General features: G+C 60.1%; 16 protein-coding genes. 1 reads left to right on the forward strand and 15 read right to left on the reverse strand.

Annotated elements, in window-relative coordinates; translation table 11 throughout:
* The first annotated feature begins 38 nt into the window (after positions 1 to 38).
* Positions 39 to 371, forward strand: a complete 333-nt coding sequence (trxA, locus tag RLW55_RS01900) for a thioredoxin (RefSeq protein WP_013946197.1) — start codon at positions 39 to 41, stop codon at positions 369 to 371.
* 69 nt (positions 372 to 440) lie between these two features.
* Here the strand turns inward: trxA and RLW55_RS01905 are convergent, their stop codons facing one another.
* The 15 genes from RLW55_RS01905 to RLW55_RS01975 all read right to left on the reverse strand — a co-directional run bounded on the left by RLW55_RS01905 (position 441) and on the right by RLW55_RS01975 (position 16,330).
* Positions 441 to 1,040 carry a cysteine hydrolase family protein gene (locus RLW55_RS01905; protein ID WP_423415398.1) on the reverse strand — a complete coding sequence of 200 codons (600 nt, stop codon included), beginning with the start codon at positions 1,038 to 1,040 and terminating at the stop codon, positions 441 to 443.
* A 55-nt stretch (positions 1,041 to 1,095) separates the two neighbouring features.
* Positions 1,096 to 1,527, reverse strand: coding sequence for a DUF779 domain-containing protein (locus tag RLW55_RS01910; protein WP_423415399.1), 432 nt, complete (start codon positions 1,525 to 1,527; stop codon positions 1,096 to 1,098).
* A gap of 26 nt (positions 1,528 to 1,553) precedes the next feature.
* On the reverse strand, positions 1,554 to 1,928 hold the full coding sequence (locus RLW55_RS01915) for a DUF779 domain-containing protein (RefSeq protein ID WP_013946194.1): 375 nt from the start codon (positions 1,926 to 1,928) through the stop codon (positions 1,554 to 1,556).
* Between the two features lie 111 nt (positions 1,929 to 2,039).
* Positions 2,040 to 3,560, reverse strand: a complete 1,521-nt coding sequence (gene adh, locus RLW55_RS01920) for an aldehyde dehydrogenase (protein ID WP_013946193.1) — start codon at positions 3,558 to 3,560, stop codon at positions 2,040 to 2,042.
* A 242-nt stretch (positions 3,561 to 3,802) separates the two neighbouring features.
* Positions 3,803 to 5,152: a bifunctional folylpolyglutamate synthase/dihydrofolate synthase gene (locus RLW55_RS01925; protein ID WP_423415400.1), complete on the reverse strand. Its 1,350-nt coding sequence runs from the start codon at positions 5,150 to 5,152 to the stop codon at positions 3,803 to 3,805.
* A gap of 33 nt (positions 5,153 to 5,185) precedes the next feature.
* Positions 5,186 to 6,265, reverse strand: a complete 1,080-nt coding sequence (gene accD / locus RLW55_RS01930) for an acetyl-CoA carboxylase, carboxyltransferase subunit beta (protein WP_409562089.1) — start codon at positions 6,263 to 6,265, stop codon at positions 5,186 to 5,188.
* Positions 6,266 to 6,443: 178 nt separating this feature from the next.
* Positions 6,444 to 7,274: a tryptophan synthase subunit alpha gene (gene trpA / locus RLW55_RS01935; RefSeq protein WP_414461673.1), complete on the reverse strand. Its 831-nt coding sequence runs from the start codon at positions 7,272 to 7,274 to the stop codon at positions 6,444 to 6,446.
* 2 nt (positions 7,275 to 7,276) lie between these two features.
* Positions 7,277 to 8,518, reverse strand: coding sequence for a tryptophan synthase subunit beta (trpB, locus tag RLW55_RS01940; RefSeq protein ID WP_423415401.1), 1,242 nt, complete (start codon positions 8,516 to 8,518; stop codon positions 7,277 to 7,279).
* Positions 8,519 to 8,579: 61 nt separating this feature from the next.
* Complete coding sequence (locus RLW55_RS01945; RefSeq protein ID WP_423415402.1) at positions 8,580 to 9,230, reverse strand: phosphoribosylanthranilate isomerase; 651 nt, start codon at positions 9,228 to 9,230, stop codon at positions 8,580 to 8,582.
* Positions 9,231 to 9,407: 177 nt separating this feature from the next.
* Positions 9,408 to 9,758: a lipopolysaccharide assembly protein LapA domain-containing protein gene (locus RLW55_RS01950; RefSeq protein ID WP_013946187.1), complete on the reverse strand. Its 351-nt coding sequence runs from the start codon at positions 9,756 to 9,758 to the stop codon at positions 9,408 to 9,410.
* Positions 9,759 to 9,802: 44 nt separating this feature from the next.
* A complete protein-coding gene (gene ihfB / locus RLW55_RS01955) occupies positions 9,803 to 10,093 on the reverse strand; it encodes an integration host factor subunit beta (protein WP_013946186.1) in 291 nt (96 codons plus the stop codon).
* Positions 10,094 to 10,125: 32 nt separating this feature from the next.
* Entirely contained in the window at positions 10,126 to 10,959 is an 834-nt protein-coding gene (gene sppA, locus RLW55_RS01960) for a signal peptide peptidase SppA (protein WP_423415403.1), read from the reverse strand.
* Between the two features lie 332 nt (positions 10,960 to 11,291).
* The gene (rpsA, locus tag RLW55_RS01965) at positions 11,292 to 13,013 is read right to left on the reverse strand and encodes a 30S ribosomal protein S1 (protein WP_409562084.1); all 1,722 of its coding nucleotides are present in this window, start codon (positions 13,011 to 13,013) and stop codon (positions 11,292 to 11,294) included.
* A 284-nt stretch (positions 13,014 to 13,297) separates the two neighbouring features.
* Positions 13,298 to 15,049, reverse strand: a complete 1,752-nt coding sequence (lpdA, locus tag RLW55_RS01970; RefSeq protein ID WP_423415404.1) for a dihydrolipoyl dehydrogenase — start codon at positions 15,047 to 15,049, stop codon at positions 13,298 to 13,300.
* Between the two features lie 9 nt (positions 15,050 to 15,058).
* Entirely contained in the window at positions 15,059 to 16,330 is a 1,272-nt protein-coding gene (locus tag RLW55_RS01975) for a 2-oxo acid dehydrogenase subunit E2 (protein ID WP_423415405.1), read from the reverse strand.
* Position 16,331 lies beyond the last annotated feature (1 nt).

Here is a 16,331-nt window from a genome sequence, read left to right on the forward strand (position 1 = left end):
CGGACGATAGAAACCGGCCCGGAAATGGAGAAGAATCAATGTCTAACGCAGTGACCGATGCAAGCTTCGAAGCTGAAGTCCTGAAGTCCAGCGAACCTGTCGTTGTTGACTTCCATGCCCAGTGGTGCGGCCCCTGTAAGGCTATGGCACCCGCCCTCGACCAGGTCGCCAAGGAAATGGCTGGCAAGGTCAAGGTCGTCAAAGTCGACGTCGATGAGAACCCGCAGGTGACCGGCCATTACGGCATTCGTGCTATGCCGACTCTGCTGATCTTCAAGGGCGGCAAGGTTGCGGCTCAGCACACCGGCGCCATCGTGCAGAAGAAGAAGCTCGAAGACTGGATCAACTCCAGCGTCGCAGCTTCGGTCTAAGCTCTGCCGCATTCGGATAACGAAAGCCCCGCTTCGCGCGGGGCTTTTTGTTTGCGCGAAACGGGCGCTTCAGTCGGCAATTTTATCTATCGTCGGCACGACAACAGCGAAAATATCGTTGAGAGCCGCCAGGCTCGCCTCGTGCAGATCCTTGGCCGACACAGCACCGCCGGACGGATTGGGAAGCGAACGCGTTGCCGTTGCGTTTCCGACGACCGTTGCGCGATAGCCGTGATTGAAAGCGGCGCGCGCCGTTGAATTCACGCAGACATGCGTCATGAAGCCGACGAGCGCGACCTCCTCAACGCCGTAGCCTTTCAGCAACTGATCGAGATTGGTCTTCTCGAACGAGCTCGGATAATTCTTCACAACGACCGGCTCGCCGTCACGTGGGGTAACGATATCGGCGATCGCTCCGATGCGGTCGTGCACATCGTAGGGCGTACCACGACCTGCATCGTGCTGGATATGGATGACGGGCCGCCCTGCTTCACGATAGCGGCTCAAAAGAGATTGGCATTCGACAAGCGCCGGCTCGACACCTTCGAGCTGCATCACGCCTTCCCGATACGTGTTCTGGCAGTCGATCAAAATGAGTGCCGAATGACCGATGCTCGTGGGCGTGTAGCCCATACCCGTGATATCGCGCAGCGTGCGTGAAACAGCCATCTTCAACAATCCTGCTTTAAGTCGTCGTTTGTCGCGTCGAACAGAGAGCAACGTCTCACATTGACGGCGGGTGCTCTGCTCCGCTCGGCGGAGGACCGAGCGCGTCCAGCTCGTCGTTCTCGGCATCGGTATAAATGCGTGACCGCGTCAGGAAGCGAACGCCTTCCGGACTCTCGACGGAAAAGCCTGACCCGCGTCCCGGCACCACGTCGATGATCAGATGCGTGTGCTGCCAATATTCGAATTGAGAGCGGCCCATATAAAACGGCTGGCCGCCGATCTCGCCCATGTAGACGTCTTGTGCGCCGACTTTGAATTCGCCGCGCGGATAGCACATCGGCGCACTGCCATCGCAACATCCGCCGGACTGATGAAACAACAGGGGGCCGTGAATGCCGACGAGTTTGTTGATGAGATCGAGCGCCGCCTGCGTACAGGAAACCCGCGACACTTGAGATTCAAGTTTTTCCGCCGTTTCGGTTGTCATTTCTTCCTCCGCGAAGGCTCGCAATTCTAATTCTTCTTATCAACGCTCTCCTGAGAGCAAGTCTCTCCCGCAACGGGCATCAATGTAAAGCGCTGCCCAGCCCCCGCAGGCAGCGAAAAGCCGATAGCTGGTCCAGGCGCGATATCCAGAACATAGGCACGCGCACGACAGGCGACACCTCCGTCGCGATCCTCCATTTCGTAGACCGGCACACCGTCGACTTCGCCAAGAAGATGATCGCGCGCCCCGATCCGCAACGCCTGAGCCGGTAGACAAATCGGATACTGCCGCCCTCCGACGCGGCCGCCGCTTGTATGAAGCATGAGCGGCCCGTGATCGTCACGGGCCTGCGCAAGCGCAGCCCGAGCTTCTGGCGTTGCTGAAATCTTGACCGACGTCATCCGAGCATCCCGTCTCTTTGGTCGGGGAGAAACATATCGATAAGAGGCAAACGCAAACGGGGCGCATCCGTTGCCGGAACGCGCCCCGCGGAACTCTTAAAGCGCGAAGGCTCAGAAGAAGCCGAGCGCCTTTGGGCTATAGCTGACGAGCATGTTCTTCGTCTGCTGATAATGATCGAGCATCATCTTGTGCGTCTCGCGGCCGATGCCCGACTGCTTGTAGCCACCGAACGCAGCGTGCGCCGGATAGGCGTGATAGCAGTTCGTCCAGACGCGGCCAGCCTGGATGCCGCGGCCCATGCGATACGCGCGCGTGCCGTTACGGGTCCACACGCCCGAGCCGAGGCCGTAGAGCGTGTCGTTGGCGATCGCCAGCGCTTCCGCATCGTCTTCGAAGGTCGTAACGGAAACGACCGGTCCGAAGATTTCCTCCTGGAAGACGCGCATCTTGTTGTGGCCTTCGAGCACGGTCGGCTCGACATAGTAGCCGCCCGCGAGTTCACCGCCGAGGTTGGCACGACGGCCGCCCGTCAGCACGCGAGCGCCTTCGCCCTTGCCGATCTCGATGTAGCTCAGGATCTTTTCGAGCTGATCGTTGGATGCCTGCGCACCGATCATCGTCGAAGCGTCCATCGGATGGCCCTGCTTCACCTTCACGACACGCTCAAGAGCCCGCTCCATGAACTTCTCATAGATCGAACGTTGGATGAGCGCACGGCTCGGACAGGTGCAGACTTCGCCCTGATTCAGCGCGAACATCGTGAAGCCTTCGAGGCACTTATCGAAGTACTCATCGTCCGCATCCATCACGTCGGCGAAGAAGATGTTCGGCGACTTGCCACCAAGCTCCAGCGTGCAGGGAATGATGTTTTCCGACGCGTACTGCATGATGAGGCGACCCGTCGTCGTCTCGCCCGTGAAGGCAATCTTGGCGATGCGCTTGTTCTGCGCCAGCGGCTTGCCCGCTTCGACACCGAAACCGTTGACGACGTTGACGACACCTTCGGGCAGGATATCGCCGATGATGTCCATCAGAACCATGATCGACATCGGCGTCTGCTCGGCAGGCTTCAGCACGACGCAATTGCCTGCGGCGAGAGCCGGCGCCAGTTTCCAGACTGCCATCAGAAGCGGGAAGTTCCATGGAATGATCTGCCCGACGACGCCGAGCGGCTCATGGAAATGATAGGCGACGGTATCGTGGTCGATCTCGGCAATCGAACCTTCCTGCGCGCGGATACAGCCCGCGAAATAGCGGAAGTGATCGATTGCGAGCGGCAGATCGGCGTGCGTCGTCTCGCGGATCGGCTTGCCGTTGTCGATGGTCTCGACAAGCGCCAGGACGTCGAGATTTTCTTCCATCCGATTGGCGATTTTCGCCAGTACACGGGCGCGCTCAGCAGGCGAGGCATTGCCCCAGGATTCGCGCGCCTTGTGCGCAGCGTCGAGCGCCAGTTCAATATCTTCCGCCGTTGAACGCGCGATTTCGCAAACCTGCTGGCCGGTAATCGGCGTCACGTTGGAAAAGTATTGGCCGCGCACCGGCGCAACCCACTTTCCACCAATGAAATTGTCATAGCGCGGCTTGATGATTTGCCGGCCTTTGAGCTTATCCATAGCTACGTGCTGCATGCTTCATCTCCTCCGGAATGACGCCTGTTCGGCGGTCTTATTTGCTTTGGTGTTTGGTCGTACTGGAAGCTTGGTTTCTATGGCTCCGTTCTTGGGGTGCCGCAACAGGACTGCAGTAGGAGCTGCAGACCGATATAGTCGCTCTAACCTAGCGCATTTCGCGGACCGCTGAACCGAAAAAAGCCGGACGTCGGATGACCAGCCTTGACTTGGCGCAAGCCGGCAAACACCGCCGTTGCAGCTTATTCGAGGCCTTGCTGAAGGGAAAGCACATGGCCCGCCAAATAAAGCGAACCGCAGATTAAAACCCGCTTCGGACCTTCGGGCAGCCCCGCAATCGTCTGCAGCGCATCGATCACGTTTTTGCGATCAAGCGACTGCATGCCGGCGTTTCTGGCAACTTCCGCGAGATCCTCTTCGCTGTGCGGAGCCTCATGTGCACCGGGGATTGGCACGGTGTAGATCGCGCGAACGAGCCCACGAAACGGCGCCAGGAAACCGAGAGAATCCTTGCCCCCCATCATCCCGACGATCAGATAGACCGGCTTGGGAGATTTCTCATCGAGCGCTGCAAGCGTATCGGCGAGCATATCGCCCGCGGCCGGGTTATGACCGCCGTCGAGCCACAGCTCGGCTTCCTCACCGAGGATGGCCGGCAGCGGACCTGATGTGAGCTGCTGCATGCGCGCCGGCCATTCGACCGTTCGCAGCCCCTCCTCGATGGCGCGTTCATCGACGGCAAGTTCCGGAACCGTCTCGCCGAGAACGAGCGCTGCCGCGACAGCCGTTCCAGCATTGACGATCTGATGCCGGCCAATCAGCGCCGGGAGAGGCAGATCGAGTAGCCTGTCCTCTCGTTGCACGACCAGGCGCCCGGCCTGCTCGTAGGCGTCGTAGTCCCGGCCCCATACGGTCAGCGGCGCACCGATCGTCCGGGCTCGACCTTCAAGCACAGTCAGCACATCATCCGTTTGCTGCGAAATGATGCCCGGAACGCCGGATTTCAAAATACCGGCTTTCTCGAAGGCTATCTTGCCGAGGGTCGGGCCGAGCTTCTCGGCGTGGTCCATCGAAATCGGCGTGATGACCGTCAACGCGGGCTTCGCGATCACGTTCGTTGCGTCGAGCCTGCCGCCAAGGCCGACTTCGAGCAGCAGTACATCTGCCGGACGCTCCGAAAACGCCAGGAAGGCCGCCGCCGTCGTGATCTCGAATTGGGTGATGTCGTCGCCGTCATTAACAGCGTGCACGCGCGTCAGCACATCGACGAGTGCGTCCTCGTCGATTGCGTGCGCTTTCCCGTCATCACCGGCGAGCGCGATGCGCTCGTGAAAGTGCACGAGATGCGGTGACGTGTAGATGTGGACGCGCTTCCCCGCCGCCTCGGCGAACGCGCGAAGATATGCCGTCACCGAACCCTTGCCATTGGTCCCGGCTATATGGACGACGGGCGGCAGCTTCTTTTCCGGATGACCGAGCTTAGCAAGTAGACGCTCCACCCGGCCGAGCGACAGGTCGATCAGCTTCGGATGCAAGAGCATCATGTCGGCCAGAATCGCGTCGCTGGTCCGCCGTTTCGTCGACGAGGTCATATCCGTGCGCCCCGCATTTTTTTGAAGGGTTCGTTAGGCGCTCCGCGGCGCATCTTTCTGTGCCGTCGAAGCTGCAGTCTCGTCACGCTTCGGCTTGTCCGCCTTGGCCGGTTCGAACCGCTGGCTGTTCGGCACGGCCTCAGGCTCGACCACTCCGGATTCCCGAGCCGCCGTCTCGATGACGTTGCTGTCGACAGACGAGCCGTTGACGTATGGCTTGCCGTTGACCTTGCCTGTGCTCTTCGAAGCCTTAACCGTGGCCCCGCCCATGAGCAGCCGGCAAACACGCGCCAAAGTCTCGCGCATCTGATGACGATGCACGACCATATCGATCATGCCATGCGACAGCAGGTATTCCGCACGCTGGAAGCCGTCCGGCAACTGCTCGCGGATCGTCTGCTGAATGACGCGCGGACCGGCAAAGCAAATGAGCGCGCCTGGTTCTGCAATATGGACGTCACCCAGCATGGCGTATGATGCCGTAACGCCGCCGGTCGTCGGATCGGTGAGAACGACGATGTAGGGAAGGTGCGCATCGCGCAGCTTCTGTACCGCAATCGTCGTGCGCGGCATCTGCATGAGCGACAGGATGCCTTCCTGCATGCGAGCGCCGCCCGAGGCCGCAAACAGAATGAAGGGCGTCTTGAGTTCCAAGGCGCGCAGCATGCCCGCAATAATCGCTTCGCCCGCAGCCATGCCGAGCGAGCCCGCCATGAAGCGGAAATCCTGAGCCGCAGCGACGATCGGCATGCCTTCGAGCTGGCCTTCACCGACCAGAACGGCGTCTTCGAGCTTGGTCTCGGCCTTGGCGTCTTTCAGACGATCAGTGTATTTGCGGCCGTCGCGAAACTTCAGCGGGTCCTGCTGCACGGTCGGAACGGCGACCGTCCGATACTCGCCAGCATCGAACAGGTGTTGCAGCCGTTGCTGCGAACCCATGCGCATATGATAGTTCGAGCCGGGTACAACGAACTGGTTCGCCTCGAGGTCTTTGTAAAAAACCATCTGGCCCGACTCCGGGCACTTCACCCAGAGATTGTCCGGTACCTCACGCTTCGCCGTCGACAAAAGCCCGCTGATTTTCGGGCGAACGACGTTATTGATCCAATTCACGTCCCGTTGGCTCCTCAAAAGCCGCTATAAGGTGTGCTTACCGCATCAGCGTGCGGGCACAATGGCACCCCTCTCTCAGTCCGCCCATCTTTGGCGCTCCTGGCGAACCGGCGCTCGGACATGGTCCGGACATGGGGTGCAGAAGGCCGTATCCAATAGAGCTAATCAAGGAAAAGCGCTAGTCGGCGCTTAGTGCCGAGCTTAATTCACGGACCAGTCGAGAAACGCTCTCGCAGGTCGTTCCGCTTGGCTCACCCTTTGATCCTAAAGACTTTTCGATGGCCGACACAATAGCCGAGCCGACCACGACGCCATCTGCTCCCCGGGCAATTGCCCGCGCCTGCTCGCCGGTCCGGACGCCAAAGCCCACCACAACCGGCAGCGGTGTCGCGTTCTTTATCCGCTGCACCTCATTATGAACATCGTTCACTACGGGGGCGGCTGCCCCGGTGATGCCGGTGATCGACACGTAGTAAACGAAACCTGACGTATTCTGCAGTACCGCTGGAAGGCGTTTCGCGTCTGTTGTCGGAGTTGCGAGCCGAATGAAGTTCAGCCCGGCCTTGAGCGCCGGCAGACACAGCTCGTCGTCGGCCTCGGGTGGCACATCGACGACGATCAGACCATCGACGCCGGCAGCCTTCGCATCCTTGATGAAGCGCTCGTTGCCGTAGACGTAGATCGGGTTGTAGTAGCCCATCAGAACGATCGGCGTCGCATCATCCTTGGTGCGAAACGCCCGCACCATTTCGAGCGTCTTGAGCATGTTTTGGCCGGCCTTGAGCGCCCGCTGTGAGGACGCCTGGATCGCCGGACCGTCCGCCATCGGATCGGAAAACGGCATGCCGAGCTCGATGATGTCCGCCCCGGCTTTGACCAGATCGTCCAAAATCGCCGCGCTCGTTTCGAGGTCGGGATCGCCCGCCGTCACAAACGTGATCAACGCCTTGCGCTTCTGTTTCTTCAGCGCTGCAAAGCGCGCGTCGATGCGTGTCTCGTGCTTGGTCATCGTCAGATCTTCATGCCCAGATGCTTCGCGACTGTGGCCAGATCCTTGTCACCACGGCCAGAAATGTTGACGACGAGAAGGTGATCCTTCGGCAAGGTCGGCGCGAGCTTCTTCACGTGCGCCAGCGCGTGGCTCGACTCGAGAGCCGGAATGATGCCTTCAAGCCGCGTGCAGAACGTCAGCGCATCAAGCGCCTCCGTGTCGGTCGCAGGAACGTAGGTCACGCGGCCGATATCCTTCAGCCACGAATGTTCCGGCCCGACGCCTGGATAATCGAGGCCCGCCGAAATCGAATGGCCTTCGAGGATCTGTCCGTCGCCGTCCTGCAAGAGATACGTGCGATTGCCGTGCAGAACGCCCGGCGAGCCACCCGTCATCGATGCCGCATGGCCGTTCTCAACATCAACCCCGTGACCGCCCGCTTCGACGCCATAGATCGCGACGTCCTTATCATCGAGGAACGGATGAAACAGCCCAATGGCGTTCGAGCCACCGCCGATGCACGCGACCAGCGTATCCGGAAGACGGCCTTCCACCTCCATCATCTGCTCACGCACTTCCCGGCCGATGATCGCTTGGAAGTCGCGCACCATCACCGGATAGGGGTGGGGACCTGCCGCCGTACCGATGAGATAATATGTGTCGCGAACATTCGTTACCCAGTCGCGCAACGCTTCGTTCATCGCATCTTTCAGCGTGCCCGCACCTGAGGTGACGGGATTGATCTTGGCGCCGAGGAGTGCCATGCGCGCAACGTTCGGCGCCTGCCGCTCGACGTCGGTTGCACCCATGTAGATCTCGCACGGCATGCCGTACTTTGCACAGACCGTGGCCGTTGCAACGCCGTGCTGACCCGCACCGGTTTCCGCGATGATGCGCGTCTTGCCCATGCGCCGCGCCAACAGGATCTGGCCAAGGCAATTGTTGATCTTGTGCGAGCCGGTGTGATTGAGCTCTTCACGCTTGAAATAGATCTTGGCGCCGCCAAGCTCCGCTGTCATGCGCTCCGCGTAATAGAGCGGGCTCGGGCGCCCCGCATAGGTCAGGCTGAGATTGTTCAGCTCGCGCTGAAATTCCGGGTCCGCCTTCGCCGCCTCGTAGGCGCGTTCGAGATCAAGGATCAGCGGCATCAGCGTTTCGGCGACGAAGCGGCCGCCAAAGATGCCGAAAAAGCCCCTGTCGTCCGGCCCCGTTGCGAAACTGTTGAGCGCGGCTTCCGCCGCCTTCGTCGATGTGGTTGCCATGTCGGTCGCCGTAAAGGCCTCGCTGTGTCGCCCTACTCCCGCATCGGGAGAGAAAGAATGTCTAGGTGTGCTTAGCGGTCTTCGCTGCCTGAAGAAAGCGGCGGATTCGCTCGGGGTCTTTGATGCCGGGCGCTATCTCAACGCCCGACGAAACATCGACCGCAACGGGGTGTGTCCGGGCGATGGCCGCCGCGACGTTGTCAGGGCTCAGGCCACCCGACAGCATGAACGGCAAATTATCTGAGATGCCATCAAGAGCCGCCCAATCAAACGTACGTCCGTTGCCGCCCGGCAGATCAGCGCCTGGAACGGCCTTGGCATCGAAAAGGATAAGGTCGGCGATGCCCGCGTACGCGTCGGCATTACGCACATCATCAGCCGTCGCGACGGAGATAGCCTTAATCACCGGACGTTCGAACAGCTTCTTGATTTCAGCAACCCGTTCCGGTGTTTCGCTGCCATGAAGCTGCAGCACATCGGGCGAAACTTCATCGACGATCTCGCGCAGCGCTTCGTCGGTGGCGTTGACCGTCAGCACGACGCTTTTCACGCGTCCCCGCGCCAAAGCCGCAAGCTCCTTGGCGCGGCTGATTTCGAGATGACGCGGGCTTTTTTCGAAGAAAACAAATCCGACGTAATCGGCGCCGCCGGCAATGGCTGCGTCCAATGCTTCAGACGTCGAGATCCCGCAGATTTTTGCGCTAATGCTCATAAAGTTTCGTGAGTTAAGCCGCCGAGTTACTTATGAGACGCTGCTTTCGCCAGCGCTTCAATGCAATGAAAGTCCGCACCTTCGACCAGTCCGATCGGATATGCACTCTGGTGCAGTCCGTAAGTCGCAGCCGTTGCGCGATAAAACGTCGAGGACGCTCGAAGGCAGCGCGAAAAATCAGCGGCCGGAGATAGCCAACTGACCGCTTGCGGCAGGCGCCTCGGTTTCACGCTCGCGCGTAAGACGGTCGGCTTCAGCCTGCCATCGCGCCGCGCGGCGGCCTTGCGAACGCGCGGTCTGACGCCATCGGCTCTGCCCCATCCACGTTGCGATACCGCCGAGAACGACACCCAAGACAAGCGCCGCCAGCAGATAAATATAGAAAGGCAGTTCAATCGAAAGCGCAGGTGTTTCCGGCCGGAACGGATCGAGGATCAGATCGACCGGCTGACGATTTGAAACCGCAATCGCCACCAGAATGATGCCGAGCGGAAAGCCGATAAGAAGCGACAGAATGCGCCTGAACATGACGGACCTCATTTCGGCTTTCGATCGGCGACTGAACTTTCCGCTCAGTGACCGTTGAGCTTATTGAGCCGATCCCGAAGCTCTTTACCGGTCTTAAAGAACGGGACGAACTTCTCGGCAACTGCGACTGTTGAACCAGTCCGCGGATTTCTTCCCTGCCGAGACGCCCGATGTTTCACGGTGAATGCGCCGAAACCACGAAGCTCGACGCGATCTCCTCGCGACAAAGCGTCAACGATCTCATCGAAAATGACATTCACGATGCGCTCGACATCACGATGATAAAGGTGAGGATTGGCAGTTGCGATCCTCTGCACCAGCTCCGATTTGATCACGTTTCGCTCCCCAGCTCGACGGCCATTTATCGTTATTTTTCAGAAGGGTGCCAAACTGAGAGAAGACCGTCAAGCCCGAGTGTTGAAATCGTCCGATCACGAAGCAAAAAATTTGTTGCGTCCGCCGCCGATGGCCCGAACAGCCACCCGGCGATGCCCGCGGACATACCCAGAATCCCGTAACTACCTGATTTTTCAGGCTTCCAGTCGGTAACCTTGGCGTTCTGGGGAACATTTTTCACGTCCTTCAGCCACTTCACGGCCTCATCCTCGCCGCCGATCTGGTCAACCAGCTTGGCCTGCAAGGCCTCCCGGCCGGAGAAGATTCGACCATCGAGCAGCCCCGGAATATCGGCCGCCTTCACGCCGCGACGGGTCTCGACCAAGCCCACGAACCACTTGAAGCCATCCGCGATCATGTCCTGGATGACCTTCTTGCTACCATCATCCAATGGTTCGAACGGCGACGGCGACGCCTTCAGCGGACCGCTTTTCACTTCATTGACTTTAACCCCGATCTTATCGAGCAGCTGTACGAATTCCGGCCACTGCACGATGACGCCGACAGAGCCGGTGATCGAGTTGCCGCGCGCCACGATATGGTCGGTGGCAATGCCGGCAATATAGGCTGCAGAGGCCGCCATGGTGCCGAACTCGGCCACAACCGGTTTCTTCTTGGCAAGCGCCCTGATCGCCTCGTAAAGCGCCTCACCACCCGTTGTCGTGCCGCCGGGGCTGTTGATGAAGATCAGCACGCCGGAAACGCTGTCGTCGTCGGCGATGTCCTTCAGCATTTGAAGCTGATCGCGATCTTCGGTGATCGTGCCGGTAATAGTCACCCGGGCAATCTGCTTCTCGCCCGCCAACGTAGCGAGTTTGTTGCCCCCCAGCGCCAAAGCGCCAAGCGCTACGGCGATCGCGGCAAGTCCCAGACCGCGCCAAATCGAGACCGAACGGCGAAGCCGGCGGCGGTCGAGAACAGTTTCCGTTTCAAGCATAGGGTAGCCTCTCCCTCGGCACGCGAGCTGGGATAACCGGGGGCCACCAGCACGGGGGTGCATTCTGCGCGCGACCGTAGGCAAGGTTTGCTTCCCGGGCAACGGGGCACGGTGCGTCGTCTCATACAAAAGTTAAGCGCGCAGCAAGGGTTGCCGCGCGCTTATCAATATTCCTTTCAAGACCGTTGCCGGCCTCGGCCTTATTCGTTCTCTTCGGCGCCTTCGCGCTTCTTGATCGCGGCCTTGAAGATGTCGCCCAGCGAAGCGCCCGAGTCGGACGAGCCGTACTGAGCAACCGCCTGCTTCTCTTCAGCCAGCTCGAGAGCCTTGATCGAAACCGCGATGCGGCGCGCAGCCTTGTCGACCGACAGAACTGCCGCATCGACCTTATCGCCGACGTTGAAGCGCTCCGGACGCTGCTCAGAGCGGTCACGCGAGAGATCGCCGCGCTTGATGAACGACGTCAGCTCGCTGTCCGCAATGCGAACCTCAATGCCAGCCTCGCTGACCGACGTGACCGTGCCGGTCACGGCATCGCCCTTCTTGTACTTCGCCATCGCGTCGGCCGGATCGCCGGCGAGCTGCTTGATACCGAGAGAGATGCGCTCCTTCGAGCCATCAACGTCGAGAACGACGGCTTTGACGTTGTCGCCCTTCTTGTAGTCCTTGATGACTTCGTCGCCCGGCTTCTGCCAGTCGAGGTCGGACAGGTGGACCATGCCGTCGATGCCGTTGTCGAGGCCGATGAACAGACCGAATTCCGTGATGTTGCGGATCGGGCCTTCGACGACAGAACCCTTCGGGTGCTGCGTGAGGAACGAATCCCACGGATTTTCCTGCGTCTGCTTCAAGCCAAGCGAGATACGGCGCTTCTGCGGATCGACTTCGAGAACCTGCACTTCGACCTGCTGGCTCGTCGAAACGATCTTGCCGGGGTGCGTGTTCTTCTTCGTCCAGCTCATTTCCGAGACGTGGATCAGGCCTTCGACGCCCGGCTCCAGCTCAACGAACGCGCCGTAATCAGCGATGTTCGTGACGGTGCCCTTCACCTTGGCGCCGATTGGATATTTGCTCTCGATCGAAGACCACGGATCCGACTGCAGCTGCTTCATGCCGAGCGAAATACGCTGCGTTTCCGGATTGATGCGGATGATCTGCACCTTCACCGTATCGCCGACGTTGAGGATCTCGGACGGATGATTGACGCGGCGCCATGCCATATCGGTGACGTGCAGCAGGCCGTCGATGCCGCCAAGGTCGATGAACGCGCCGTAGTCGGTGATGTTCTTGACGAGACCGTCGATGATCTGGCCTTCGGCGAGACGCGCGACGATCTCCGTGCGCTGCTCGGCACGGCTCTCTTCGAGAACCGAACGACGCGAAACGACGATGTTGCCGCGACGGCGATCCATCTTCAAGATCTGGAAGGGCTGCTGCTGATGCATCAGAGGTCCGATATCGCGAACCGGACGAATATCGACTTGGCTGCCCGGAAGGAACGCGACGGCGCCGTCGAGATCGACGGTGAAACCGCCCTTGACCTTATTGAAGATGACGCCCGTGACCTTTTCGCCCTTTTCATAGAGGCGTTCGAGGCGCGTCCAGCTTTCTTCGCGGCGAGCCTTGTCGCGCGACAGAACCGCTTCACCGAGCGCATTCTCGACGCGCTCCAGGTAGACTTCGACGGTATCGCCGACTTTGAGGTCGCCGGGCTTTCCGCCGACGCCGAATTCCTTCATTGCAACGCGGCCTTCCATCTTCAGGCCGACGTCGATGATCGCCATGTCTTTTTCGATGCCGACGATCTTGCCCTTAACGACGGAGCCTTCGAACAGGTCGTCCTTGGCAAGGCTTTCAGCGAGGAGGGCGGCAAAATCCTCGCGCGAGGGGTTAAGTTCTTTGGTAGCGAGTTCAGCGGACATTAGGTCTCCTAGGTTGATGACGTAAGCTCGGCGCTGCGGCCAAGCGTGTTGCGTTGAATGGTTGAAAACGCCATTGATCCGAGCCGCGCGAACGCAATGCCCGGTTTATTGGCGCTGATATCTCTGGAATGATGTCACCGTGATGGGCCGCAGCCCTACCGGTCAGAATTCGGGGGCCCTATAGGGCGCCCAACCGGCTGATCTTCCTCATGACCATCCGACGGTGACGTCGAATGAGGGTGGATATAACGAACCGGCCTCGCAAACGCAAGGGTTGCAGGGCCTTAACTTTTCGGCCGCGGCGGCTTCGCTGGCATCAGGTCCGTGCAGACGCCTTCCGCCACCTCGGCGGCCATGCCGACCGATTCCGACAACGTCGGATGCGGATGGATTGTCCTGCCGATATCGACCGCGTCGGCCCCCATCTCGATTGCCAGGCAAATCTCGGAAATCAGGTTTCCGGCCTCTGTTCCGACGATGGCGCCGCCCATAATCCGCTCTGTTTTCTCGTCAAAAAGCAGCTTGGTGAAGCCTTCATCGCGGCCATTGGCGATGGCCCGGCCTGAAGCCGCCCACGGAAACACCGCTTTTTTGTAAGCAATTCCCCGCGCCTTGGCCTCGGTCTCAGTCAGACCGGCCCAGGCAATCTCCGGGTCGGTATAGGCGACCGACGGGACCTGCCGCACATCGAAGAAACTTTTTTTACCGGCGGCATTCTCAGCCGCAACATGCCCCTGATGAACGGCCTTATGCGCCAGCATCGGCTCGTCTGCGATATCGCCGATGGCAAAGATATGCGGGACATTCGTGCGCATGTCCTTGTCGACCGGAATGAAGCCACGCTCGGAAACTGCCACGCCCGCGTTATCCGCCGCTATCATTTTCCCGTTCGGCTTGCGTCCGACGGCCACGAGCACGAGACCGTAACGCTGCGGCTCAGGCGGCGCATTCTCGCCCTCAAACGTCACGTAGATACCGTCGCGCTTCGCTTCCGCCGCGACGACTTTCGTCTTCAGCATCACCTTGTCGAAACGACGCGCATTGACCTTCTGCCAGGTGCTGACGAGATCGCGATCCGCGCCAGGCATCAAGCCATCGAGCAACTCGACGACATCGAGCCGCGCGCCGAGCGTCGAATAGACCGTCGCCATTTCGAGTCCGATGATGCCGCCACCGATAACAAGCATCTTGTCCGGAACCTGACGCAATTCGAGCGCGCCGGTGGAATCGACGATACGCGGATCGGACGGCATGAACGGCAATGCGACCGCCTCTGATCCTGCCGCGATGATCGCCTTCTCAAAGCGCACGGTCTGTTCACGTCCATCATCGAACCGCACCTTCAAATGGTGCGCGCCCGCGAATGTGCCCGTGCCGCGCAGCGTCGTCACCTTGCGCGCCTTCGCCATCGAAGCGAGGCCGCCCGTCAGCTTGCCGACGACACCATCCTTGAAGGCCGCGAGCTTCTGCAAATCGACTTTCGGCGCCCCGAACGAGATGCCGTGTTTCGCGAGCGCCGCAGCTTCGTCGATAACGAAAGCCGTGTGCAACAGCGCCTTCGACGGAATGCAGCCGACATTCAGGCAGACACCCCCGAGCATCGGCCAGCGATCGACAAGGATGGTCTTCGCTCCGAGGTCAGCCGCGCGGAACGCCGCAGAATAGCCACCCGGCCCAGCGCCGAGCACGAGCACCTCGCAGTTATGATCCGCATCGCCGGAATAATCTTTCGCAGCAGACGCGACGGGTGCGGCCTCTGTCTTCGTCGAAGCTTCCTGCTGCGATGGAGCCGTCGCCGCGCCCGACTCGAGCGTCAGGATCACGCTGCCTTCGCTCACTTTGTCGCCAACCTTGACAAGCAGATCGACGATCTTCCCGGCTTCCGGCGCCGGAACGTCGAACGACGCTTTATCGCTTTCGAGCGTAATGAGCGGATCTTCCGGCGCAACGCTTGCGCCAGCCTTCACGTGCACCTCAATGATGGGCACGTCCTTGAAGTCGCCGAGATCGGGAACGCGGATTTCTTTTTTGCTCATGTCGGCGGCCTATAGCACCAGCTGCCGCACATCTGCCAGCGCATCGCAGATCTTGCGCAGGAAGCGCGCAGCAAGCGCGCCGTCCACCACGCGATGATCGTAGGACAGGCACAGCGGCAGCATCAGCCGAGGCTGAAATGTCGAGCCGTCCCAAACCGGTTTCATCTGCGCACGCACCGCCCCGAGAATGGCGACTTCCGGCGCATTGACGATCGGCGTGAAGTTCGTGCCGCCGATGCCGCCGAGGCTCGAAATCGAGAACGTCGCGCCTTGAATATCCGCTGGCGTAATCTTGCCGTCGCGCATCCGCGCCGATACCGCCGTCAACTCTTGACTGAGTTCCAGGATGCCCTTGCGGTCGACATCCTTGATCACGGGCACGACTAGTCCATCCGGCGTGTCGACCGCGACGCCGATGTTGTAATAGCGCTTCAGGATCAGCGCATCCTTGCTCGGGGCGAGCGACGCGTTGACCTCGGGATACTCCTTTAAAGCCGAGACGGAAGCTTTCAGCAGAAACGCGACAAGCGTCACTCGATAGCCCTTCGTCTTTGCCGTCGCGTCGAGTTCTTTGCGATAGGCTTCGAGATCGGTGATATCCGCATCGTCCGAGTTGGTGACGTGCGGAACATTGAGCCACGCGCGATGCAGATTGGGGCCGGTCAGCCGCTTCAAACGCGACATCGGCTTCGTCTCGACCGGCCCATACTTCGCAAAATCCTGCGGCGGGATTTCCGGAATGCCGGACATTGCCGCGCCCGATCCCGCTGGCGTTCCGCTCCGCGCGATGAAAGCCTTTACATCCTCCTTGGTGATCCGCCCCTTATTGCCAGTGGCTTTCACTTTCGTCAGATCGACGTCAAGTTCGCGCGCGATACGTCGAACAGACGGACTCGCAAAGACCGCATCGAAATCGGCAGGCGGCGGTAGTTCGCTTTCTTCGTCAGGCTCCGCGGGGGAAGATTCTTCCGCTGCCTTGGATTTCGGAGCGGCGTCCGCTTCGCGGCTTTTGCCGTTTGGGACCGGCTCAATCTTGCTCTCGCCCGCCGTGTCGAGCCGCAGAATGGCGCTGCCCTCGCTGACCTTGTCGCCGATCGTTACGAGAATTTCTGCGACCTTGCCTTTCGCAGGCGACGGCACATCCATCGACGCCTTATCGCTTTCGAGCGTAATCAGCGGATCGTCGGCGTTGACCTCATCACCGGGCTTCACCTGAATCTCGATGATCGGCACATTTTCGAAGTCACCGATATTCGGAACTTTGACATCGACGAGCGGCATG

Source organism: Hyphomicrobium sp. B1 (assembly GCF_049532635.1).
Taxonomy (GTDB): Bacteria; Pseudomonadota; Alphaproteobacteria; order Rhizobiales; family Hyphomicrobiaceae; genus Hyphomicrobium_B.

What these genes read in the sequence shown, in the direction of transcription:
- trxA (WP_013946197.1), top strand. Translation starts at nt 39, where the DNA reads ATGTCTAACGCAGTGACCGATGCAAGCTTCGAAGCTGAAGTCCTGAAG.
- RLW55_RS01905 (WP_423415398.1), bottom strand. Translation starts at nt 1,040, where the DNA reads ATGGCTGTTTCACGCACGCTGCGCGATATCACGGGTATGGGCTACACG.
- RLW55_RS01910 (WP_423415399.1), bottom strand. Translation starts at nt 1,527, where the DNA reads ATGACAACCGAAACGGCGGAAAAACTTGAATCTCAAGTGTCGCGGGTT.
- RLW55_RS01915 (WP_013946194.1), bottom strand. Translation starts at nt 1,928, where the DNA reads ATGACGTCGGTCAAGATTTCAGCAACGCCAGAAGCTCGGGCTGCGCTT.
- adh (WP_013946193.1), bottom strand. Translation starts at nt 3,560, where the DNA reads ATGCAGCACGTAGCTATGGATAAGCTCAAAGGCCGGCAAATCATCAAG.
- RLW55_RS01925 (WP_423415400.1), bottom strand. Translation starts at nt 5,152, where the DNA reads ATGACCTCGTCGACGAAACGGCGGACCAGCGACGCGATTCTGGCCGAC.
- trpA (WP_414461673.1), bottom strand. Translation starts at nt 7,274, where the DNA reads ATGACCAAGCACGAGACACGCATCGACGCGCGCTTTGCAGCGCTGAAG.
- trpB (WP_423415401.1), bottom strand. Translation starts at nt 8,518, where the DNA reads ATGGCAACCACATCGACGAAGGCGGCGGAAGCCGCGCTCAACAGTTTC.
- RLW55_RS01945 (WP_423415402.1), bottom strand. Translation starts at nt 9,230, where the DNA reads ATGAGCATTAGCGCAAAAATCTGCGGGATCTCGACGTCTGAAGCATTG.
- RLW55_RS01950 (WP_013946187.1), bottom strand. Translation starts at nt 9,758, where the DNA reads ATGTTCAGGCGCATTCTGTCGCTTCTTATCGGCTTTCCGCTCGGCATC.
- rpsA (WP_409562084.1), bottom strand. Translation starts at nt 13,013, where the DNA reads ATGTCCGCTGAACTCGCTACCAAAGAACTTAACCCCTCGCGCGAGGAT.
- lpdA (WP_423415404.1), bottom strand. Translation starts at nt 15,049, where the DNA reads ATGAGCAAAAAAGAAATCCGCGTTCCCGATCTCGGCGACTTCAAGGAC.
- RLW55_RS01975 (WP_423415405.1), bottom strand. Translation starts at nt 16,330, where the DNA reads ATGCCGCTCGTCGATGTCAAAGTTCCGAATATCGGTGACTTCGAAAAT.